Source organism: Pseudoxanthomonas mexicana (assembly GCF_046736355.1).
In the GTDB taxonomy this organism is placed as follows: domain Bacteria; phylum Pseudomonadota; class Gammaproteobacteria; order Xanthomonadales; family Xanthomonadaceae; genus Pseudoxanthomonas_A; species Pseudoxanthomonas_A mexicana_B.
In genome coordinates this window covers 1605419-1627951 of sequence record NZ_CP157201.1, presented here as the reverse complement: position 1 = coordinate 1627951, position 22533 = coordinate 1605419, and the positions used below count along the sequence as shown (strand labels likewise).

Annotated in this window: 23 protein-coding genes; 9 read left to right on the top strand and 14 right to left on the bottom strand. The window is 66.2% G+C overall.

Going from position 1 to position 22533, the window contains the following annotated elements; translation table 11 throughout:
* Positions 1-163 precede the first annotated feature (163 nt).
* Complete coding sequence (locus tag AAG688_RS07500; protein ID WP_411834710.1) at positions 164-565, top strand: DUF1801 domain-containing protein; 402 nt, start codon at positions 164-166, stop codon at positions 563-565.
* 16 nt (positions 566-581) lie between these two features.
* Here the strand turns inward: AAG688_RS07500 and AAG688_RS07495 are convergent, their stop codons facing one another.
* Positions 582-1508, bottom strand: coding sequence for a M14 family metallocarboxypeptidase (locus AAG688_RS07495; RefSeq protein WP_411834709.1), 927 nt, complete (start codon positions 1506-1508; stop codon positions 582-584).
* Positions 1509-1657: 149 nt separating this feature from the next.
* Here AAG688_RS07495 and AAG688_RS07490 point away from each other — a divergent pair, with 149 nt between their 5' ends.
* The 7 genes from AAG688_RS07490 (at position 1658) to AAG688_RS07460 (ending at position 5247) form a co-directional block, all read left to right on the top strand.
* Complete coding sequence (locus AAG688_RS07490) at positions 1658-2719, top strand: ROK family protein (RefSeq protein ID WP_411834708.1); 1062 nt, start codon at positions 1658-1660, stop codon at positions 2717-2719.
* A gap of 185 nt (positions 2720-2904) precedes the next feature.
* The gene (locus tag AAG688_RS07485; RefSeq protein ID WP_411834707.1) at positions 2905-3225 is read left to right on the top strand and encodes a DUF6122 family protein; all 321 of its coding nucleotides are present in this window, start codon (positions 2905-2907) and stop codon (positions 3223-3225) included.
* Positions 3226-3360: 135 nt separating this feature from the next.
* Positions 3361-3573, top strand: a complete 213-nt coding sequence (locus AAG688_RS07480) for a DUF6522 family protein (RefSeq protein WP_411834706.1) — start codon at positions 3361-3363, stop codon at positions 3571-3573.
* A gap of 122 nt (positions 3574-3695) precedes the next feature.
* Positions 3696-3839 carry a hypothetical protein gene (locus AAG688_RS07475; RefSeq protein ID WP_411834705.1) on the top strand — a complete coding sequence of 48 codons (144 nt, stop codon included), beginning with the start codon at positions 3696-3698 and terminating at the stop codon, positions 3837-3839.
* Positions 3836-4324: a YaiI/YqxD family protein gene (locus tag AAG688_RS07470; RefSeq protein WP_411834704.1), complete on the top strand. Its 489-nt coding sequence runs from the start codon at positions 3836-3838 to the stop codon at positions 4322-4324. The genes AAG688_RS07475 and AAG688_RS07470 overlap by 4 nt, the downstream gene beginning before the upstream one ends.
* A gap of 123 nt (positions 4325-4447) precedes the next feature.
* Positions 4448-5035 (top strand): DUF488 family protein, encoded by a 588-nt coding sequence (locus tag AAG688_RS07465; RefSeq protein ID WP_411834703.1) that lies wholly within the window; start codon positions 4448-4450, stop codon positions 5033-5035.
* Entirely contained in the window at positions 5032-5247 is a 216-nt protein-coding gene (locus AAG688_RS07460) for a DUF2945 domain-containing protein (protein WP_411834702.1), read from the top strand. The genes AAG688_RS07465 and AAG688_RS07460 overlap by 4 nt, the downstream gene beginning before the upstream one ends.
* A 139-nt stretch (positions 5248-5386) precedes the next feature.
* Here AAG688_RS07460 and AAG688_RS07455 read toward each other — a convergent pair whose 3' ends face one another.
* From AAG688_RS07455 to AAG688_RS07410, 10 genes are all read right to left on the bottom strand, one after another.
* Positions 5387-7042 carry a phospholipase effector Tle1 domain-containing protein gene (locus tag AAG688_RS07455; protein ID WP_411834701.1) on the bottom strand — a complete coding sequence of 552 codons (1656 nt, stop codon included), beginning with the start codon at positions 7040-7042 and terminating at the stop codon, positions 5387-5389.
* Between the two features lie 318 nt (positions 7043-7360).
* Entirely contained in the window at positions 7361-7585 is a 225-nt protein-coding gene (locus tag AAG688_RS07450; protein WP_411834700.1) for a hypothetical protein, read from the bottom strand.
* A gap of 104 nt (positions 7586-7689) precedes the next feature.
* The gene (locus AAG688_RS07445; RefSeq protein WP_411834699.1) at positions 7690-8559 is read right to left on the bottom strand and encodes a DUF4123 domain-containing protein; all 870 of its coding nucleotides are present in this window, start codon (positions 8557-8559) and stop codon (positions 7690-7692) included.
* A gap of 3 nt (positions 8560-8562) precedes the next feature.
* Positions 8563-8748 (bottom strand): hypothetical protein, encoded by a 186-nt coding sequence (locus AAG688_RS07440; RefSeq protein WP_411834698.1) that lies wholly within the window; start codon positions 8746-8748, stop codon positions 8563-8565.
* Positions 8749-8802: 54 nt separating this feature from the next.
* Entirely contained in the window at positions 8803-8937 is a 135-nt protein-coding gene (locus tag AAG688_RS07435; RefSeq protein WP_411834697.1) for a hypothetical protein, read from the bottom strand.
* Between the two features lie 44 nt (positions 8938-8981).
* Positions 8982-10955, bottom strand: a complete 1974-nt coding sequence (locus tag AAG688_RS07430; protein ID WP_411834696.1) for a phospholipase effector Tle1 domain-containing protein — start codon at positions 10953-10955, stop codon at positions 8982-8984.
* A gap of 12 nt (positions 10956-10967) precedes the next feature.
* Positions 10968-11510: a DUF3304 domain-containing protein gene (locus AAG688_RS07425; RefSeq protein WP_411834695.1), complete on the bottom strand. Its 543-nt coding sequence runs from the start codon at positions 11508-11510 to the stop codon at positions 10968-10970.
* Between the two features lie 19 nt (positions 11511-11529).
* Positions 11530-12066, bottom strand: coding sequence for a DUF3304 domain-containing protein (locus tag AAG688_RS07420; RefSeq protein WP_411834694.1), 537 nt, complete (start codon positions 12064-12066; stop codon positions 11530-11532).
* Between the two features lie 106 nt (positions 12067-12172).
* The gene (locus tag AAG688_RS07415) at positions 12173-12991 is read right to left on the bottom strand and encodes a DUF4123 domain-containing protein (RefSeq protein ID WP_411834693.1); all 819 of its coding nucleotides are present in this window, start codon (positions 12989-12991) and stop codon (positions 12173-12175) included.
* Positions 12992-13002: 11 nt separating this feature from the next.
* Positions 13003-15783: a type VI secretion system Vgr family protein gene (locus tag AAG688_RS07410; RefSeq protein ID WP_411834959.1), complete on the bottom strand. Its 2781-nt coding sequence runs from the start codon at positions 15781-15783 to the stop codon at positions 13003-13005.
* A 178-nt stretch (positions 15784-15961) separates the two neighbouring features.
* Here AAG688_RS07410 and tssA point away from each other — a divergent pair, with 178 nt between their 5' ends.
* Positions 15962-17002, top strand: a complete 1041-nt coding sequence (tssA, locus tag AAG688_RS07405) for a type VI secretion system protein TssA (RefSeq protein ID WP_411834692.1) — start codon at positions 15962-15964, stop codon at positions 17000-17002.
* A gap of 61 nt (positions 17003-17063) precedes the next feature.
* Here tssA and AAG688_RS07400 read toward each other — a convergent pair whose 3' ends face one another.
* The 3 genes from AAG688_RS07400 to tssM are packed head-to-tail and all read right to left on the bottom strand — an operon-like array spanning position 17064 to position 22512.
* Complete coding sequence (locus AAG688_RS07400) at positions 17064-17831, bottom strand: OmpA family protein (protein ID WP_411834691.1); 768 nt, start codon at positions 17829-17831, stop codon at positions 17064-17066.
* 2 nt (positions 17832-17833) lie between these two features.
* Entirely contained in the window at positions 17834-18814 is a 981-nt protein-coding gene (gene tagF / locus AAG688_RS07395) for a type VI secretion system-associated protein TagF (protein WP_411834690.1), read from the bottom strand.
* Complete coding sequence (tssM, locus tag AAG688_RS07390) at positions 18811-22512, bottom strand: type VI secretion system membrane subunit TssM (protein ID WP_411834689.1); 3702 nt, start codon at positions 22510-22512, stop codon at positions 18811-18813. The genes tagF and tssM overlap by 4 nt, the downstream gene beginning before the upstream one ends.
* Between the last annotated feature and the right edge of the window lie 21 nt (positions 22513-22533).

Here is a 22533-nt window from a genome sequence, read left to right as displayed (position 1 = left end):
GCGCGTTTGCCGCGCATGCCCCGTCGCCTCCCCCCGTCGGTCGCCTTGCGGGCAACGCTTGCCGGCGGCCAGGCGCGGCTGGCAACATCCGGCCGGCCGCATGGGCGCCGGCAAATTCCGCGACCCCGGCGCGCCTGCCGCCTTCACCCGCGCGAGGTTCCCCATGCCATCCACCCGCGGCAACACCGGCACCGCTGCCGTCGAAGCCTACCTGGCCGGCCTCGACCACCCGCGGCTGGACGACATCCGCGCGCTGAGGCGGCTCATCCTGGAAACGGACCCGGCCATCGGCGAGGCGATCAAATGGAACGCGCCCAGCTTCCACCTGGGCGAGCACTTCGCCACGATGCGGCTCAACGGCAAGCCGCCGCTTCAACTGATCCTGCACCTGGGCGCGAAGAACCGGCAGCCCCTGCCCGCCGGCGCCATTGCCGATCCCGTAGGCCTGCTCAAGTGGCTGGGCCCGGACCGCGCCTGCATCGACTTCGCCGAACCCGGTTCGGTGGGAGCGTGGCGCGACCGGCTGCAGGCCATCCTCCGCCAGTGGATGGTGCACGTCCGTTGAGCGGATCCGGTGCGCCTCAGCGGTGCGCCAGCGCGTAGTCGATGGCCGCGCACACCGCGGCGACCTGCGCCTGGTTGCACTGCGCCGGCGTCGCCTTCGGGCTGTCGGGATAGACCTCGGTGGTGGTGGTGTAGCGCGCCCCGCTGATGCCGGCGCACAGGCCAAGCGGTTTGAACGCATAGCGGATGACGCCCGGCGCGACCACCGGCGAGCCGATGATCTCGCCGTTGGCATCGGCCGGCGCGATGTGGGTGACCTGCGCCACCGCATCGATGATCGCCTGCTGGAAGGCCGGCTGCGGGTTGTCCGTATCGTCGACCAGGTAGAAGCCATCGGGGATTTCGCCCGGCACGAACGGCTTGCCGTCGCGCGCGGCCAGCGCCGGGCGGAATTCGCTCTCGTCGCTGTCGGTGGTCTCGTGCAGGTCGATGTGCATCAGCACGCGGCCGTGCAGCGGCGCGACCAGCGCCATCAGCGCGGCCGATTCCTGCGCCGGGCTCGGCTGGCGGAAGGAGCGGTTCGGATCGACGGCATCGGCGTTCCAGCGGTGGATGCGCTCGTAGCCCCAGGGACTGACGCAGGGCACGACCAGCAGGTTGGCCCTGCCGGCAGGGTCGCCGGCGCGCGTGTCGAGGAACTGCAGCGCACCATGCACGCCGCTGGTCTCGTAGCCGTGCACGCCGCCGGTCACCAGCATGACCGGCAGCGCGTCGTCCCAGCCACGGCTGCGCACGGCCAGCAGCGGATACCTGCCGTCGTCGCCGTAGTCCAGTTCGCCGTAGCGCTGCACGTCGAAGCGATCGCGCAGCCGGTCGATCGCCGCCACCACGTCGTCCGCATGGCTGCGCCGCACGCGCAGGCTCGCGCGCCATTCGGCTTTCTCCGCCGCGCCCCAGGGCTGGCCGGGAGTGCCGATGGGATGGAAGCGTTCGATGGCGTTCATGGGATTCCAGGCAGGCGGAAAGGCGGCACTCTAGCGCGACGGCGTGTTCGCTTCGAGTCCCGTCGTCGTCCGCCGGGACGACCACGCGTGCACCCGGCAATCACTTGCCGCCCGCTAGCTTGGACATTCTTCCCGGCGAACCGCGAAACATGGCCAAACCTTCCTCCTCCCGGCATGCCGGGGACGATCGCGGCCGGCATGGCGCCACGCGGCTGCCCGGCCTGTCGATCGACAACTACAACCTGGCCATCGCGGATCCGGAGGGCGATGGTTTCCTGGGCGACCGCGCCAGCCAGACCGCGTTCCGCACCCTGCTGGATACCGCGCGCCGGGAGCAGCGCACCGGCAAGGATCCGTTCGGCAAGTCCCCGGCCAGGGAACTGGGCAAGAAGGAAATGGACCTGGTGCTGGTCGGCGGCGATCCGGATGCGGCGCACCTGATGCACCTGGTGATCGAGGAATACGCGCGTCGCCTGGTGCATGTGCTGCAGTGTTTCCTCGCCCAGCCCGAATGGGAGGGCGTGGAGCGGGTGGTGCTGGGCGGCGGCTTTCCCGACAGCGAAATCGGCGGTTTGGCGATCCGGCGCGCGATGCGGCTGTTGAAGATCGCCAGGGTCGATCTCGACCTGCACGTATTGCGGCACGACAGCGACGAGGGCGGCCTGCTCGGCTGGCTGCCGCTGCTGCCACGGCAGGCGCATCGCCGCCATGACGCCTTCCTGGCCGTCGACGTGGGCGGGACCAACCTCCGCTGCGGCATCGTCGAACACCGCCTGGCCGATGACGCGGAAGGCGGCAAGGCGCGCGTGATCGAACGGCTGCAATGGCGCCACGCCGACGACGAGCCCAATCGCGGCGAGGCGATCGCACGGCTGGCGGCGATGCTCAATGGACTGATCGCGCAGGCGCGCACGCTCGGCATCCGCCTGGCGCCCTTCGTCGGCGTGGCCTGCCCAGGCCGGATCGAGGAGGACGGCGGCATCCCGCAGGGCGCGCAGAACCTGCCGGGAGACTGGGAAATCCCGTTCAACCTGCCGCGCGAACTGACCCGCCGCCTGGATCCCGTCGGCGGCAGGATCCCGCTGGTGGTGATGCACAACGACGCCGTCGTGCAGGGACTCAGCGAACGCCTGCGGATGCGCAAGGCCAGGCGCTGGGGCGTGCTGACCATCGGCACCGGGCTGGGCAACGCCAGCTATACCCGCCGGTAGGCAGGCCGGCCTCCCTGGCCTGCTCGTCGAAGCACAGATGCGGCGTGATCGGCTTGACGAGGGACAGGGGGGTTCTCCTGCGTGGCGGAGGATGGTTCCCGGCGGCGAACCGGGCGCAGTCTCGTTGGCCGGGTTCAAGGCACGCGAAGACAGGCGAGAATGTTAGCTCCCCCGGAGCCAAGCCCGTGCCAGAAGCCGAAATCCGACCGCTGCTCCACCTGCTGCTGCACGTGGCGGTGCCCGTCGCCGCCGCGCGCCTGTTCTGGCCTAAGGCATGGCAGCGCGCCGCGCTGTGGATGCTGGCCGGCTGGGTGATCGACCTGGATCACCTGCTGGCCGATCCAATCTACGCACCCGGGCGTTGCAGCCTCGGCTTCCACCCGCTGCATACCTGGCCGGCGATCGCCGCCTACGGCGCGCTGGCCCTGCCGCGTCGCACGCGCTGGTTCGGCATCGGCCTGCTCATCCACATCGCGCTGGACGGCATCGACTGCCTGTTGATGTGACGGTGGCGTGACGACACCCCGCCTGTTCGGCACGGCGTTCTGTCCGATCACCCGACAGGCGTCCGCGCCTGATCTGGGTCAAGGCCGCGCGGGCGCGCCTGCGGCACGCTCCACACCACCGCCCTCCTGAATGCCATGAATCCTTCGGTCGAAATCGACGGCGCCCTGGTCGCGCGCGCACTGGAACTCGATGTGGCCGAGTTCCGCAAACTGATGGACGACGGGAAAATCACCCTGCTGTGCGAACGCGGCACCGGCGAGGATGCGGGCCGCTACCGCGCGACCTTCTACTACGGCCAGCGTCGTGCAAGGCTGGTGGTGGACGCCGAGGGCCGGCCGGTGGCCTGACTGGCAGGGGCGCGGGTCCATGCACGGCAAACGCATCCCGCCCCGGCTCCCCGTCGCCTCGCGTTCAAGCCCGCCGGCCCATGTTTCCGTACACTACCCGGCCTATCCCCTGCCGGTGATTCATGGCCAAGCCCAACTATTCATTCGAAAAACGCCAGCGCGAACTCGCCAAGAAGAAGAAGCAGGACGAGAAGGACGCCCGGAAGCGCGCCGAACGCGAAGCGGCCAAGGCCGACGCCAAGCCGGGCCAGGACACGCCGCAATGACCGACCCGGCATCGAACGCCCCCCGCATCTGGGTGGACGCCGATGCCTGCCCGATGGCGATCAAGGAAATCCTGTTCCGCGCCGCCGAGCGCGCGCAGATCCCGCTCACCCTGGTCGCCAACCAGTGGCTGCGCACCCCGCCCTCGCGCCACATACGCGCCTTGCAGGTGCAGGGCGGCTACGACGTGGCCGACGACGCCATCGTCGAGCGCGCCCAGCCCGGCGACCTGGTCGTCACCCAGGACATCCCACTGGCCGCACGCGTGCTCGAACGTGGCGTCGACGCGGTCAACCCGCGCGGCGAGCGCTACACCGCCGGCAACATCGCCGAGCGCCTGTCGATGCGCAACTTCATGGACGAACTGCGCGGCGCCGGCGTGCAGACCGGCGGACCGGCCGCCTTCCACGCACGGGACCGGCAAGCTTTCGCCAACCAGTTGGATCGCTGGATTGCGGCGCGGCAAGCCCGCATGCCTGCGTCGTGAAGCCGGGGTGACAGGCAAGCTCACGCATGCACCGCGCCGCGGGGAGATGCCGCAGCGCTCCGGTTGACGGGTGGACGACACCGCCTTCACGACTGAATCCGGGAGCGGTCCTATCATCGGTGCATGGTCCGCTCACCGACCACCGTATTCACCATCGGCCATTCGTCGCGGCCGCTCGACGAGTTCATGGGCCTGCTGTCGGAATCGGGCATCGAATGCATCGTGGATGTGCGCCGCCTGCCCGGCTCGCGCCGCTTTCCACAGTACGACGCGGATGCGCTGGCCCGGGTGCTCAATGCGCATGGAATCGACTACGGGTACCTGCCGGCGCTGTGCGGGCGCCGCACGAAAGCCGAACTCGACGGCGCGCCTCCCGAGGATTTCTGGACCAACGCCAGCTTCGCCCGATATGCGGCGTACGCGCGCAGCGCGGCCTTCCGGCAAGGGCTGGAGGATCTGATGGATCGCGCCGCGACCCGGCGCTGCGCGCTCATGTGTTCGGAAGCCGTGTGGTGGCGTTGCCACAGGCGCATCATCGCCGACCACCTGCTGGCGCGGGGCGTGGCCGTCCGCCACATCCTCGGCGCCGGCCAGGTCGAAACCGCCACCCTGACCCGCGGCGCCCGCCTGATCGGCACCGAAGTGATCTATCCCTCTCCCACCCACACCTCCCCCGAGGCTCGACCCACCCCATCGGAGAGCCAGGCATGAACAGGAAATTCAAGGTCGGCGACCACGTGCGCTGGAATTCGGAAGCCGGCCATGTCAGCGGACACATCATGAAAGTGCATACCCGCGATGTAACCTACAAGGGCCATATCCGCCATTGCAGCGAAGACGACCCCCAGTACGAGATCAAGAGCGACAAGACCGACCATGTCGCCATGCACAAGGGCAGCGCGCTGAGTCGCATCCCATCGTGAGGCGGCGCAAGGCTTCGCCTTCATGGATCGTGCTCCTGGCAATCGATCATCCACAGAACCCGGCAAGTGGACGCGTCACGTTGTTTGGGCATGCATGCATGACAGAACGTGAAAATCCACGAGACATCACGCCCCAGGTTCATTCAGCAGCCAACAACTCCGAATCGACTGGCTTCCACTCATTGTCAGATATGCTCTCTGGCTTGTATTTCGTATCGCCAAAGTAAATGGTTCGCCATTTGCTCAAATTACCCGCAAACCAATGCGATGTGGAGTCATGGCCGTAGCCATCAAAGAAAAGCTCGACATTCTTCGGCAGAGGAGCGGTGTTCCCCCATGCCTGCAACATGGTGAGTTCACTCATGGTCAGTTCACGACCACTATCGCGCTTGCGATGGAGCGCTGCCATCCTCCGGCCCAGAACATCCGCCTCGCGAATCAGCCCCTTTCGTTGACTCTTGACCTCCGATAATTCACTGCGTCTTTCCCGGATGGCATCCCCGGTGATTTTCCACTCCGCCATTTCCTGAGTACTGAGGAGGGCGCCGCGGTCATTGTAGGGATCCTTCAACCTGCGCTTCTTCCGATACAGCGTAAGCAACTCTGCATTCAAAGCCGCCTCTCTCTCCCGCAACTGCTGCACTGAAGCGAGGTTCTCGCCTCGTTCGATTCGCACCTTCAACCAGCGATGCAGCAACTCCATATGCGCAGCCTGCACCATCTCCGACCGGCCTTGCTTGAGGCGCACGGCTTGCAGATATCCATTGTAGGCACTGCGTAGTTCTTCGTCCTCCTTGTTGAACTCGTCTTGGACATGACTGGCAAGATCCGGGACGGGGCGAAGCAAGACTCCAGCCATCCTGGCCATGTCGTACATCTCGTTCAACGAGAACCGGGAGATGCTGTTCTTGCGCCCTTGATGCGCCGGGTCGTATCCGCCCCCTACGTCCGAATGCACGCCGGGATACCAAATCTCGACCGTATTGGATGGATACCGGGCATCGTCACGGGTGGAGTCCAGCGGAAACTGCGGGCGCAACTCATGGGCGGCGGTCATGTGCACGCATTGCTCCACGATGGGTGGCAGTTTCACGTCATGCGCCCACTCGCCATGACCATCCCTGGCATTGAACAGGGCGGTTACGAAACCGCTCCAGACCGAGCAGACTGTATCGAAGATGCCCACGAAGGCTACCCGCAAGGGAATGTCGCGGTAATGCCATGTCCCATCTGGCTGGGCCTTGCAACGAGCAGCCAAGTCACGCACGAAGGCACGAGCCTGCGCTGCGCCACGTGAAAAGCCGAAGACCGATACATTGATGATGAGAATTTTCTTGGCCGTCTGCTTATCGATCAGTTCGTCAAGCTTCTCAAAAGCGTAGTCTACGCGCTCACCCCCTCCCTTACCGAAGGCAAGGCCCGCGGTTCCTCCCTTGTCGCCCACTTCTGGACACGGCGTGCCAACGCCAGCCAGATATAGATTGGTGATATTATTTGCTTCAGCAACATGAGCAAAACGCAACTTCGCAATATTGGACAAGGCTCGCCGCTCAACCGGCTTGGCCATTTCCTCATCCCGATTGTTGCCCGTTCCATCGAAGAAGACGGCCAGATGAAGAACCTGGGTACAGCCTGCCCCGGCCTCGTCAGGATCCAGCACGCTGCATGACATAGCCACCTGCCGCTGCTGACGCTCCGCATCGCCGAGTGGCCGGGCGCCACGCGCCAAACGCGCGATGCGCGCCGTCGGATCAGCATTCACCAGCGGATCGGGCGTTCCCGGCAGCAGATCCACCTGCCCCGTGATCTCCGTGGGGTCTTTAACGTCTTGTCCCATAGTACTTGTGTCCTTCCGGTATCGGGATGCGCCTGAAATCGAACTTGTTGTCCTTACGCTCTATCATTTCTGCATCGACATGCCCATCCGGGTAGAAATGCAGAATTAGGTCACCTGGATCATCCGGATATGGGAACTTGATTGGCACGGTGGCGCTACGCGACTCCAGAGGACCTAAAGCGACATATCTGTTGGCCTTCAAATCGTATCGATCCGATAACTCCCACTTGATCTCAATCGCATGCTGTTTGCTTCGATCGCGCGGAGGTCGCGGCCCTATTGCACTTCCACCATTGACATAGGCATCAGCCCCCCCATCCACATTCCATCCACCGTGATATTCATCAAGTAACGATCGGTGTAATTGAAAGCAAACAGTGACAGACTCCGCGACTTGCCATCGCCCTTGGTTTTTGCGGTCACACTCGCACAACCCGCCAACAAGACCGCCAGCACAAGCAGGACGAAACCCGCCAACAACACCAGCTTTATGTTGTTCATCTGCGCCTCCTGATTCGGCATTTCATCGACCTAGCATCCGCCCATTACGCAAGCCACAAGGCGATGCCATTGCACCGCGCGTCGATGACGCCTGATGCCAGCATTCATTCCCATGTCTCCTCCACGGGCCAGGCTTCATTCCCAATTTCGCGTGCAGTCCGCCGGCCAGCCGCGAAATCCTCAAGGCGCGCGACCCAAGCGGGATCCTGATGAAATTTATCTCCCAGCAAGAGCGCCCATGTGCAGATCATGACAATCCTTTTTCCGTCACGGATGCCGAATTGTTCGGCGATGCGCATGCAGTGCCTGAAGAACCTGTACCGATCGCGAGGAGGAATCCGGTCCAGCAGCTCCTTGTCCGTGAACGAGAAATGATCCATCAACGTGTAAGGGTAAGTATCGTCCACAATCCGCCGGCGCTGCGCATCGCTGAACTGCTGCGGACCGCTGTACGGGTCGGAGGCTGGATCCGTCAGTTCCAGCGATTGCCATGAAAGATCAGGACCAACGAACCACCAGCGGCTTCCTACCGCGAGGAAGGCTTCGCGCTGTTCTGGCGTCAATACATCGATGAACATGGGAAAGACACGTCCATCGAAGAACCGCTGGAGGAACTCCTTTCCATTGGCAAACTTGGCGCCAAGACGACGCATCAGCCGCTGCGATAGCTCGCCTGGTGGCAAGGATGAATCAATCAGGCCAACCCCTCCCCAGCTCAGGAGAGCGGGCGCAGCGCATCGCAGGAAAGCGGCCAAATCCATGTTTTCCGACAATCGCAACAGATACACCGAGGCATCGGCGCTGCCATCGGCCAGCACCCCATCGAAAAGATGAATCGCAGTCCCGGCATCAGGAATACGCTTGAGGATGTCCTCTACGGATTTGCACTGAGCACCATCCAGCAACAGGAATCGCTGTTCTCCATTGGACGGAGATTTCCAATCGTGGAGTGGAATGAACGCGGCGATGGACATTCTTCAACCCTTCGGGATAAATGGGGCTGCACGTTGCGCCGCGATCAACAGGCATTCCTTGCAGACGCTTTGCGGGAAGACAGGCAACGGATACCTCATCTGCGCCGGTCCGACGAACGACTTCTTGCTCGCCAGCACCTTGATTTCCCCCGGGCAGGCGAAGGTGATGTTGCCGCCCTCCAGGGTCACGCTGGCGCCGCCGGCCGTGGCCAGGTGGATGCGCCTTGCCCGCTGCCAGTTCGGCTACGACGCCAGCGCGCTCATCTGCCGGTAGTCATGGCCCAGCAGCGTCAGGCGCACCGAACCCGGACGTTCATAATGGCCCAGCGCCTGTATCACGTCGGCCGACTCGGTGGCGCAACCCTGCCACAAATTCAAGCAATTGCCTTGTCGACTGGTTCAACATTGGATTCGCCAAAACGTCAGCCCAGCACCGAAACAGACGAAGGCGCCTTCGCCATCCAGGTGTCCTGTTTGCGCAGGAGATCATTTGCATAACGAATCTCCTTGTCCTCACCCATGTAGATTGCCCGTGGGTCAGAGGGCAGCGTGGCATCCTTGGCGAAGCCCGCCAGCGAGTCATGCACGTAGCGGTCAAAGAAATCGATGAGCGTTTTATCCCGCAACCCGGCGCCACGGACGAACTCGGCCTCATAGGCCGCCAGCAATGCCGCATAGTGTGGGCGCAGGGGTTTTCCCTGATATTGGCGCGATGCAACGGCCTCCCTCAGCAACTTGGCGTCCTTCACCAATTGGCGGTCATAGACGCCCATCTTGTCCAAGCTGGGCTCGGGGATGCCGGCCAATTTCGCCTGATGGGCGTTTTGGCGATCTTCGGCCTCCTTCCACTTTCTTTTGGCCTCATCCGCCCGCACCCCTGCCTTGTCCACATCCTGCTGTGTGGCAGCCTGTTCCCATCTTTTTCTACTGGTTTCATGATAGTTCTGATTCGCCATCGACCATGACGACTTCGCCAAGTCTGTTTCTTTCTTCAGGCGTTCCAACTCACGTCGCATGCGCGCCTGCTCCTCGGCGTCAATCTGCTCCTGTTGGCGGATGCCCGCCGCATCGGGCATTTCCTGGGCATGGATGCGTTGGAAACGCCACGCGAAGTACAGCCGCATGTGCGCCAGGAACACCTGCCCCAGCGGGCGCGCGCCATTGCCCACCGCCGACATGTAGTGGTTCCAGTGGGACAGCATGTCGGGCGAGATGGAGAAACCTTGCTCAAGCCCCGTGTCCAGAAACTTCCCGATCTCTTGCAACGGCACCTCCTTGTCCAGCGCCGCCTTGTGCATGATGCGCAAAGCGATATTGCTCAGAGCTTCGTTGCGCGACTTGATGCGCCCCTGATAGCCCAACGTATAGCCGCCCCCCAAATCCGAGTGCACGCCGGGCAACACCATTTCCTGGCAATTACCGGGGTAGGCATCTCCACTACGCACGGAATCCAGTGGAAACGAGTTGCGCTGCTCGTGCGCGGCGACCAGATGCAGGCAATACTCCACCAGCCTTGGCACATGCAGGTCGCTGGCCCAGTCGGAATGCCCATCGGGATTGTCAGGCGTTGGGTCGGCCCCAGGCGCGCCAAACGCCAACCCCCGTACGCTGACAATGGAGTCCTGGGACGGGGCCTCTCTTACCTGGAGGGTGCGCGTGCTGCGCTCGTCCAGGGCGCGCTCCAACTGTTTCCAGCCTTTGGCAATAAGAGCCGACAATCCCGAATCCGCACTGGCAGGAAATCCCACGGAGGCGACGGTATCGAACAATCCCATGAACCGCAGCCGGAACGGTATTTTGGTCTTGGCCCAATGCCACTCGGCCGACGCATTGCCGGTGCTGATGCGTTGCCTGGCCAGACGCAAGGCAAAGGCGCGCGCCAGCGCCGCGCCGCGGGAAAATCCGAACAAGGCGATATTGATTTCCTTCAGCCGATCCACCGGATAGCGCGCCACCCGCAGATCCACTTCTTTCAGTGCCCAATCCAGCCGGGCGCTCCCGTGTCTGGCAAACGCCATCCCGGTGTCCGTACTGCCCGGATCGTCGATTTCACGAAAATAGGTGCCGATACCGGGAACATAAATGGCAAATTTTGCCTCTGCAGAATTATCACGCCCTTGCGACCTAAACAACCGGGCGACATTGGTATCGCGATGCACCGGCTCGTCCGCATCGCGGTTGTTGCCGGTGCCATCAAAGAACACGCTGATCCACAGGGGAATACTGCATGTGCCGGTGACACAGGGTGGCAAGGCTTTGGCTTTGCCCGGACGGGCAGGAGAAGGCACGGCCACAACCGGGGCGCCGCGTGCGTCCGCCAGTGCCGCTAACGCCAGGACGCTGGCGGGAGGCGCATATGCGGGGCTGTTCTGATCACCGGAACCTGTCATGGACATGCCACCCCTCCCTTATTTGGCAAACGTGCGTTTCTGTTCTTCCGTGCATTCGGGCCAGTCCGGAATGCCCGGTCGTTGATCCCGCTCATCCACGGGCAATATCAAGCGCGGCGGCGTGTAGTCATCGGTAATCTCGATGCGAATGTCATCGTTTGAATAAAAGTGCACCTCAAAATACAGAGGATTGGCGGGTAGCGGGCCCGCATATTGCACCTGTTTCTCCCGCCAATCCGAGCGATAGTTGGTAAACCACTCTCCACCGCCATAAACCTGCTCACGGCACATCTGCGCAATCCAACGCACGGTGTAGGTCTTCGGCAACTCGCTGGCAAACGGCATGCGCATGCAGCAAATTGCTTTTCCTCCTCCTGATGTCGGCGTGCTTGTGAAAACATTCCCGCCCCAGTTTCCATCCACGCTGAAACTACTGATGGTTCTATCCATGTAGTTATAGCTGTGGATGCCCAGCCCCGGCTCAGGGTCTTGCGCGCAGCCCGCAAGCGGCAAGAACGTCAACGTCAGCCATAGCCAGCACCCTGGGTATTTCTTCTTCATGGCATGTCCTGCATGATTCTCATTTGGCAAACGTGCGCTTTTGTTCTTCCGTGCATTCCGGCCAGTCCGGGATGCCCGGTCGTCGGCCCCGCTCATCCACGGGTAATATCAAGCGCGGCGGCGTGTAGTCATCGGTGATCTCGATACGGATATCGTCGTTCGGATAAAAGTGCACCTCAAAATACAGGGGGTTGGCGGGTAGCGGCCCCGCATATTGCACCTGTTTTTCCCGCCAACCCGAGCGATAGTTGATGATCCATTGTCCATCTCCCCACACTCGCTCACGGCACGCCTGTGCAATCCAACGCACGTTGTAGGTCTTCGGCAACAAGCCAACCAGCGGCACGCGCATGCAGCAGGTTGCCCCCCCTCCCCCCGCCGTTGGCGTACTTACACGCACGTCCCCTCCCCACGTGCCATCCACGCTGAAACTGGTGATGGCACGGTCCGTATAGTTATAGCTGTGGATGCCCAGCCCCGGCTCAGGGTCTTGCGCGCAGCCCGCAAGCGGCAAGAACGCCAGCAGCAGCCAACGGTGTGGGTACTTCTTTGTCATCGGATGCCCCGCATGGGTTCTCATTCGGCAAACGTGCGTTTCTGCTCTTCCGTGCATTCGGGCCAATCCTGGATGTACGGCTGCCGATTGGCCTGTGTGCAATATTTCATGCGACGTCACCGACGGAGACGCGCCATGACGCATTTTTCGGCATCGACTTGCGCGCAAGCTTGAGGCGGCAATAACGGGCTTTCCGCGAGAAGTCACCCTCCCCGCCCTGCAGCGACTCGTCAATCAAGGCGTTGACATAAGCACGCCGTCGATGATGCGGCCAATGGCTCCATGCCTCCGGCCAATTGCGGGACAGTAGCCCCAAAATCTGCACCTGCTCGCTCTTGTATTGCAGCGCCTGCGCGAGGTTATCCTCCACCGGGACAGGCGAGACCATCTCGCCGTCGCCGGCGTTCAACTCCATCCGCATCAGACATCCTGTTTCCTCCACCCACAACCAGCCCCCGCTGCCGAGCGAGAAGAAGCGTTCCTTCCAAGCCTCCGATGCGTTCTGGGCAATGACACCGAGCAGTCTTGGATCATAAAACCGGAACAATGCGGTTTTTCCCTGAGTACTTGCGGTCATGCGGTGCGACAACCGGCTGGCAAGTTCAGGCGCCGGTAAATCGGTCATCACCCAAGAAGCCACGCCGCCCACCTGATTTTCCAGGCGCAGGAACTCCCGCAATTCCTGGCACGGTTGTGCGCAGGCAAGGGGTAGCAGCCATGGGGCCAGGATTTCCGCCGATGCCTCGGGCTGCCCCATGAACAGGTTGGATGCGCCTGCAATCCGCTTGAACCGGTTGAGATGATCCACGGGATTGTCCAAGCGCGCCAGATCGATAATGGCAAACAGTTGCCGACCGGCTGCTTCATCACAGCAACTCGCGATCTCTTCGGCAAACGTCTCGATGGCATCCACTGCGCTTGGCATTCCGGCCTCTCCTATCTGGCAACGAATGCCTGGGCGGCCGTTGCTGCACGTTTCAGACAGTCTTCGCAAACACTCTTGGGAAAGAGCGGCAACGGATACCTCATCTGCGCCGGCCCGACGAACGACTTCTTGCTCGCCAGCACCTTGATTTCCCCCGGGCAGGCGAAGGTGATGTTGCCGCCTTCGAGGGTCACGCTGGCGCCGCCGGCCGTGGCCAGGTGGATGCGCCTGCCCGCTGCCAGTTCGACCTCCGCGTTGGCGCTGACCACCTTGAGGGTTTCCTTCGATTGCAGCCTGACCTGGTCCTGCTGCGCCTGCACGTCCAGTTCGCCCTCGCCCGTCACCAGGCTCAGGCGGGTTCCCCGTTCCTGCCCGGCCAGCGCCGCCGACAGCACGCCGATGGCCTGGCCCGCATGCAGGCGCAGGTCGCCGGCGATGGCCACGTCGCTGTGCCGGCCGCTGGCCAGCGTCAGCGTCTGGCCGGCCTGCCAGTCCAGGCATTGCCCCGCCACCACGCCGATGCCGGCCGGGGCGGCCAGGCCCAGCAGGGCATCCCCCGTGTGCGGCACCCGGTCCGGGCCGGCGGCCGGGTCGCGCGCCTGCGCTTCGCCGCGGGCTTGCCCGTATTCGGTGCCGGTCACCGTCGTCCGGGCGCTGGCCCGCAATGCTTCCAGCGGGGCCTTGTCTTCCCCCCGTTGCGAAGCGCCCGCCCACCTCGCGCCCTCGTGCGAGGCCAGCTTCACCGTCAGGTGGGTGGCCGCCGCCTGCGAGAACGTCTGGCCCAGCCTCCGCAGTTGCGCCAGCAGCGCGCCCTGCGGCACCGCCTCGCCGGCCGGCGTGCCGGGGCCATGCCCGTAGGCGCTCAGCCACAGGCCCGAAGTGGCCCGCACCGCGCCCCAGGCGTCGCTGCGCAACTCGAAACCTTCGCCGCGGAAACTGCCGCGGTAGTTGTCGGCCTGGTGTATCAGGTGGCCCTGGTTCAACTGGCTTGCGCCTTGCGTGGTGGCCAGTTGCACGCGCAACTGGCCGTCGCTGTCGTCGAACAGCAGCCGGCTGTAGCCGCTGCCGCCCCACTCCTTCGACTGCACGCCCCACAGCGCCGTCGCATTGCGGTGCGCCGGTTCGCCCGCGCCCATGCCGTGCCACGGCGGCGCATGTCCGCCGGCCAGGTTGCCCTGCGCGCTGGGACGCGCATCCCGCGCCTGGGCGTAGAGGTCACGCTCGCTCTCGCCCGCCCGGCCGCCCGGCGTGGCCGGCACGCCGGCTTCGCCGCGGCCGTTGTATACCGCCCCCAGCACCACCGGACGGTCAATGTCCCCGTCCAGGAACACCACCACCACCTCCTGGCCGATGCGCGGCAGGAACTGGCTGCCCACGCCCGGGCCGGCATAACGCTGGGCCACCCGCAGCCAGCAGCTGTCACCCTCGTCCGCGCGCCCGCCCCGCTGCCAGTGGAACCTCACCTTCACCCGGCCCAGCGCGTCGCAATGCAGTTCCTGCGCCGGGTCTTCGCCCGCTCCCACCACCACGGCGGTCTGCCGGCCCGGCGCGGTGGGGCGCGGGTTCAGCCGCAGGCCGGTCCCATCCGACAGCACCGGGCGCCACGGCAGGGCACGGTCCACGCCCCGGAACCGCTGCGCATAGCCCACCACCTCGGCGCGCGCGGCCACCCACGGTTCCAGCGGCTGCGGCGGCATCGCCGGTCCCAGGGCCTGCTCCAGCGCCTGCCGCAAGTCCGAGGGCAGGTTGTTCACGCCAGCCTGCTCCACCTCGGTCAGCAGCACTTCGATGGCCTCGCCCGCCTGGGTAAGCCGCAGCCACGTCCCGGCGCGCAGCGTGCGCACCGTGCCCAGCCCCTGCCATTGCAGGCGTCGCGCCTCCCCGGCCTGCGCCAGCAGGTTCGCATGGCGCTCGCCCTCGGCCACGCTGGCGAAGGCATGGCTGCCCACCACATCAAAGGCCTCGCCCACGCCGCCGGTGGCCAGCGGCAACTGCACGGCCCGCGCATGCGTGCTCTTGTAGTCGTGGCTCAGCAGCGTCAGCCGCGCCGGACCCAGGCGCTGGTGGCGCCCGAGCGCCTGTATCGCATCGGTCGACTCGGCCGCGTCGCTGCGGTGGAAGCGCACGCCGCCCTCGCGCGCCGAAGAGGCGTCCTCGGCCTGCGCCGCGCTGTCGGCAAACAGCACCAGCACATGGCCCGACGCCGACGCCGCATCCTCTTCCAGCCGCCAGCCCAGGCCTTCCTCGGCCAGCAGCCGGCTCACGAAATCCCGGTCGCTCTCGCGGTACTGCACGCAATAGCTGCGCGCCCGCGCCTGCGCCATGAACGACGCCACTTCCCCGCCCTGCTTCCACGACGCCAGCGGCGCGTAATCGGCGAACACCGATGCGACGATGTCCAGCACGCCGCGTTCCTGCCAGACCCGGCTGTGCCGGCCCTGCTCCAGCAGCCACGTCCACGGCGACAGCGTCAGCCGGTAGCGCGCCAGGCCGCCGTCCGCGCCCACGCACGCCGCCTCGCTCACCAGGCCGCTGCGCATCGCGTCCGCGCCGTCGGCGCAGCGGGTCAGCAGCCTTGCCGTCCGGCCCAGCCAGGACGACACCGGCAGCGATGCATCCGCCGACAGCACGTCCACGTGCCAGCAAAACCCTTCCGACAGCCGTTCCCAACCCTGCCAGCGCTCGACCAGCAGCACCGGCGCACCGTCCAGTTCCAGGCGGTGCAGGCGGCTGGAAGCCTCCATCTGCGACAGGCGCGCCAGCAGCGGCGCGGACTGCATGTCCTTGTCCATAAGCATCCCTGCTCCCGGGTCCCGGCATGCAGGACCCGCCATCTTTCCCTGTGGGGCAAAACTATCAGACTCGCGCGGCGTCCGGTATAGGGGCGGCTTGACAAAGACCCGCGCACGGGCAGCGTGTGCGCGGTTCTGTAGAATCGATGCCCTTCCCGACTCTTCACGCGAGTACGCCATGCTGGAAATGGAAGACCTGCTGGCCCCGATTTCGCAACACGCCCCCGCCGGCGAGGACCTGTCCTTCTCGCTCGAATTCGACGCAATCCAGGAAGCCCGGCGCGCCGACGACCCCACCCTGGACCAGGGCGAATGGGTCACCGACATCAAGACTGCCGACTGGAACGCGGTCTGGCGCAGTTGCACGCAACTGTTGCAGGCGCGCACCAAGGATCTGCGCCTGGGCGGATGGCTGACCGAAGCCGGCGTGCAACTGCACGGCTTCACCGGCCTGGCCCACGGCTTGCGGGTGGTGGCCGGGCTGTGCGATCGCTACTGGGACGAGTTGCATCCGCTGGCGATCGACGGCGACCATGAGGAGCGCATCGGCAACCTGGGCTGGCTGCTGGCCAATGCGCTGCAGTGGCTGCGCCGCACGCCCATCGTGCAGGGGCCGCAGGGGCGCTTCTCGCTGGCCGATTTCGACGCCGCCCATGCTCGCGGCCGCAACGAAGCAGCCCGCGGCGACCACGATCAGCCGGGACTGGAAACGCTGGAAGCCGCGCGCCGCGATACGCCGCACGACTTCTACCGGCAACTGCTGGAAGCGCTGCCCGATTGCGCCGCGGCCCTGCGTGAACTGCAGGCCGTGGTCGATGCGCGCCTGGGCATGGACGGCCCCGGCTTCGGCACGGTGCGCGATGCACTGGACGACGTCCACCGCACCGTGCAGCGGTTCGCGCGCGATGCGGGGCTGTTGCCGGATGGCGACGTGCCCGGCGAAGGCCTGCCCGCGGGCGTTCCGGCCAGTGAGCCACCCGTGCCTCCACGCGGCTCCGGCGGTCCCATCGGCACGCGCAAGGAGGCGTTGGCGCAACTGCGCCAGGTCGCCGAGTTCTTCCGTCGCACCGAACCGCACAGCCCGGTCGCCTACCTGGCGGAAAAGGCCGCACGCTGGGGCGAGATGCCGCTGCACGTGTGGCTGCGGCGGGTCATCAAGGACGATGCCACGCTCAGCCAGGTGGAGGAACTGCTGGACATGGATCAGAACGGTCAGTAAGCGGGGCCTGGCGGGCGCCTTGCCCGGGCGACAGGCCTGAAGGAATATCCGGCCCGTCCGTTCACAGCACCCGGAACTCGATGCGCCGGTTGCGCGCACGGCCGTCGGCGGCGGCGTTGTCGGCCACCGGCTCATCCGGCCCCTTGCCCAGCACGCTCAATCCGCCCGCGGCCACGCCCCGCTGCGCCAGGTAGGCCCGCACCGTTTCGGCGCGGGCGTGGCTGAGCGCGAGGTTGTTCTGGCGCTGGCCGACATTGTCGGTATGGCCGACGATCTGGACGCGCACGTCGCCCAGTTCGCGCATCTTCCCCGCCATCTCGTCGAGGATGCTCATGCCCAGCGAGGTCAGCCGCGCGCTGCCGCTCTCGAATTCGATGATGCGGCCGGCCAGGGTCTGGTCCAGCAAGTCCTGCTCGCTGCCGCCGGCGCGCAAGCTGTTGGTGATGGTGTAGCTGCTGTTGCTGGCCACGCTGAGTTCGCTGGCCACCTGCTGGCGCTGCGCCTCGTTGGCCACCTGCCCGCTGACCCTGACGCTCTGCCCGTCGACTTCCAGCTTGCCCGCGCTGACCCTGCGCAGGCCGGGAGACAGCATGTTGGACACGTACTTGCCCCAGTTCGGCGGCGCGGGAATCGACTCCACCTGGATGCGATCCACGATCCGCCCCGCGCCGTACAACTCTTGCAGGCGCGCCAGGATTGCCGACTTGGTGGCCTGGTCGGGGACGATGCCCTCGGCGATCACCGGCGCCTGCGGCTGCGCCGGCATGGGGGATTGCGCCGGCGCGGCGCCGGACAGCAGCCACAGCAACATGATGGCCGAACGATGCATGCTCATGCTCCCAGGAAGGTTTCGCCGAAGATCGCCCGCGCCGACCTGAGCGAGAGATCCTCGCGATCGATGTAGCTGGCCAGCTTGTTGAGCGCGTAGTCGCCGGGCAGGTATTCCTCCACCCATTCCGAATCGCGCAGCCGGATCTGGTATTCGTCCGCCGCCTGCGGATCGAACGCGGCGCGCAGGATCTGCGGGTCGGCGCCGCCGAAGCCGAGCAGCAGTTGCGGCGCGTCGTCATCGCGGATCAGCACCGCCAGTTCGAAATCGCCACGACCGATGAACGCGGCCACCGCGTCGAGCCAGAATGCGGCGACCAGCGGCCGGTACAGGGAATCGCGCGGCAGCGGCAGCTCCAGCGCCTTGTCTATGCTGACGCCGCCGCCGGACAGCAGGGGCTGCAGCAGCAGGCCCAGCGCCGGCAGCATCTGCCGAAGCTGGATGCGCATATGCCCAGATTCCAGCAGGATGCGCTGCATCGAACTCAAGGTCTGCAGTTCGAGGAAATCGGCGAACGGCGCGTCGTAGGCGGCCGGATCGGTATCGAGCCGGTGGCGCGTCCCGGACAGTTCGCGCAGCGGCGCGGCGGCGTCCTCCGCCGCCACCGCCTGTCGCGCATGCCGGGCCATGCCGGTCCAGGCCCGCGACAGCGCCAGCGGGCTGCGGGCGATGAAACGCAGCGGCTCGGCCACCTCGAACCGGGTCGCCGACAGGAACGGGAAGCGGCGCTGCGAGGCGTCATGGCTGCGCAGGTGATGGCCACCGATCACCCACCGGCTGCGCGAGCCCATGAAGGCGTAATGCATGCCGGGGGCGGTGTCGTACAGCCGCTTCCAGTCGGGATTGCGGCTCAGCAGTTCCAGGCCGCCGCCGGCCCAGCGGTCGAGCTGGGCCATCAACGGGTGGTCGTCGGCGTCGCGGACGAAATCGCCGCGCGCAGGCAGCTTGCCGAAATAGTTGATGAGGGCCGACACCTGCGTCATTGCGCTTCTCCCTGCGTGGTCGCCGCGGCCTGCGGCGCGCCGGCCACCACCGCCGGCAATTGCAGGCCGCGCTGCCAGTCGCCGCCGCCGCCGCCCGCGCCGGCGCGGCGCACGGTGCGCATCTCCACCGTCAGGCTGACGCCTCCCTCCTGCCAGGTCACCAGGCTCTTGTCGGCGCCGCCCTCGATCGCGGCGGCCTGCATCAGGCGCGCGAAGCCGTTGCTGCCGGGGGCGTTGAAGATCTCGACGCCGCGGCCATCGCTGGCGACCGCGGAAATCCTGGCGCCGGGCACGGTGCCGGGATTGGGCCACTGGAAGGTTTCCCATTCCGGCGGGGTGTTGCGGTAGCGCAGGACCTGGCCGTCGATCTCCAGGGTGTACTCGACCGCGCCGGTGGCCGGCGCCGGGCGGATCTGGAAGATCGTCGCATCGGAACCGCCCGCGCCCGGGCCGCTGACCCAATCGCCGTAGCCGCTGATCAACTCGGGCGACAGCGTGATGCCCAGGCCCGCCCAGCGCCGCGGCTCCAGCAGGTTGCCGCGCTGGATCACCAGCGTCCCCAGGGCTTCCTTGTTGAACGCGGCGATCGCGCCGGAGGCGCCGAAGATCGCCGCGACGTCGCCGGCCGCCGCATCGACGTCGGCATCGAGCCTGAACGGATAACGCTGGCCGATGCCGCGGCGGAAGGGTTCGTGCACCTGCGCGGTCCAGGCCCGATTGACCTCGGCTTCGGCCGGCGCCACCAGCGCGGCGAAGGTCTGGGTCAGCGGCCGCAGCAGCAGCGGACGGATCGCATCGCGCTGGGCCTCGTCCAGGCCGGTCATCATCTGCTCGTCCACCTGCGCCAGGGCGGCGTTGAGTTCGGAACCCTCGTTGCCCAGCGTGGCCTGCATCAACGCGCGCGCGCCCGGCCCCGGCTCGCCCTGGGCCTTGATGCCGTTGAGGCGGGTGCGCAGCTTGCCCAGGGTCTGGAAATAGTGGTCGATCAGCGGCGGGTTGTCGTCGCGCGCCACCATCAGCCGGGCAAAGCCCTCGAAGGCCTTGCCGATCGGCCCCACCGGCGCCGGCCGCGGGCGGCCGGTCGCCGGATCGATCTGCGCCGCGCCCGCATCGCGGCGCAGGACCACGCGCTGGAACCAGGCCACGAAACCCTTTTCGCCCTGGCGCGACAATTCGCTGGCCGCGCCGGGGTTGTCCCAGACGGTCTGTTCGTTGATCGCGGCCAGCAGCGCGCGCAGCGGCGAGTTCTGCGGGTCGCCGAGGCTGTTCATCCGCGCGACCGCGTCGTCGAAGTCGCGGAACTGCGCCATGCCGACGCCCTGCACGAACTTCCGCCACTCGCGCGCGTATTCCTGCTTGTAGAGCGTGGACAGTTCACGGGCGACGTGCTCGGGACTGCCGGCCTGCGACAGGTCGCGCTGCTCGGTGGTTTCCAGCACCCAGTCGGTGGTGCTGAGCTGGGTGTTGGCCGCCTCGTCGATGGCCGAGCGGACGTACTGCTCCCATGCCTGCCGCGAGAATGCGCCGGAGATCGCATAGCCGCCCACGATGGCGCCGCGGTTGCGTTCCTCGCCCACCAGCGAGGCGGCGGTGATGGTCGGGAAGCGGGTCGCCGCGCGCGCCTTGATCTGGGCGAACACGCGCTCGATCGCCGGCTGCCCCTTCATCACCTGCCGCAGCGCCTCGCGGCTGTCGCCGACCAGGGTCATCCGGGTCTGGATCTGCGGCCAGTCCCGCTCGCCGGCACGCGCCACGTAGAAGGTCATCAGCTTCTCGGCCGCGCGCGCCATCTCCTCGCGACTCATCTGGCCGCGGTTGGCGTCCAGCCAGCCGCGCCAGAACAGGGTCAGCTGCTGGCCCAGGTGCGCCTGCTCCACGCGCGTGCGATCGCCCAGCATCAGGTAGGTCTTGAGCGCGTTGTAGGCGTCGTTGACGTTGGACGGCGAGGCTTCCTGGTACAGCACGTCCTGCGCGGACTGCTGCGCCTGCGCCGGTTCGCCGCCCAGGCTGTCGCGGCCCGCCACGACCTCGCCCAGGAACGCCTCCAGCCGTGCGCTGGCGGGCTGCACCATCACCTGCTGCATGCCGGCGAAGTATTCCCGCAGCAGCTTGTCCTCGATGCGCCCGCCCTGGTACAGGCCCAGGCCGGTGGTGAGGCCACCCTGCCGGCGGTAGTGTTCGAGTTGTTCCAGCCGGTCCTGCAGCAGCAGCAGCGCGTCGATCCGCGACTTCAGATCGACGCGGCCTTCCTGCACGCGCACCGCCTGTTCCAGATCCCGGGCGGCGTTGGCCACCAGCTGGCGGTTGGTGGTGTACGACCACGTCCACAGCCCCAGCATCACCGCCAGCGCCGCCACCGCGCCGAGGAACACGCCGTAGCGCAGCCGGGTCCGGCCCGGGCTGGAATACTGCCGGACCAGTTGCCTGTCGGCGAAGATCACCTTGCGGAACAGATCGCGCAGGAAGTGCGCGGTCTGCCCGCGCGGTTCCTCCGGCGCCGCGCCGGCGCCGGCCGCCTGCAGGCCGAACTGGCGGCCGACGCGCTCGGAGGCATGCTGCAGCAGGTGCCCTTCCTGCAGCGCGCTGGTGAAGTAGAAGCCGCGGAACACCGGCTTGAACTGGTAGGGGTTCTCCTCGAACAGCGTGGCGACGAAGGTGCGCAGCGCCGGCTTGATCCCGATGAATTCCATCGGCAGGGTCAGCAGCCCCGGCGCGACCTGGCGGCCGCGCTGCATCGCCATCTGCGCCAGCCCCATTTCCTTCAGGCCCTCGGCCAGTTCGTCGAAGCGCGCGTCGAAGGCGGCCAGCGCGTCGGTTTCGGCATGGGGATCGTAGGGCAGCGTGGCGCCCCATACGCTCTCGCGCTCGGACGGGTCCAGGCCTTGGAAGAACTCGGTGAAGCCGGCGATCAGGTCGGCCTTGGTGAACACCACGTACACCGGCGCGAACACTTCCAGCCGCTCGGTGATCTCCTGCACGCGCTGGCGCAGGTTCTTGGCCAGTTCGATCGCGAACTCGGGCCTGCTGCCCGACAGCTCGGCGATGCTGGCGGCGATGATGATGCCGTTGAGCGGCGCGCGCGGGCGGTGCTTCTTCAGCAGGTCGAGGAAGGTCAGCCACTCCAGCCGATCCTCGACGCTGACCGAGTAGCGCCCGGCGGTGTCCAGCACGATGCCTTCGGTGGTGAAGTACCAGTCGCAGTTGCGGGTGCCGCCGATGCCCTGGATGACGTTGCCGTGGGTGTCCTCGAACGGGAATTTCAGCCCGGAGTTGAGGATCGCCGAGCTCTTGCCGGCCGCGGGGTTGCCGATGATCGCATACCAGGGCAGTTCGTACAGCGCCGCCTTGCCCTTGAGCATGCCGAGGCGCGAGGACTTGATCGCCTTGACCGCTTCCAGCATGCGCGTGCGCAGCGCTTCGGTTTCCGCGCGCGAGGCCTGCCGGCTGCCCGCCACGGCGCGGTTGGCCTCGCCCTCGACCATCGCATCCAGGCGCCGGGCCGCGCGCCGCGCCGCCATCCTGCGCACCGCCCAGGCCAGCAGCGCGATCGGCAGTGCGATGGCCAGCGCAACCAATGCCCAGATGCCGACGCGGCCCAGCCCGTCGGCGCCGAAATACGCCAGCGCGGCCGCGGACAGGAAACCGAGCACGATCAGCACGCGGTAGTCGGTGAGGAGATACCAGAGCCTGCTCGACATCGGGAACGATCCATGTACGTT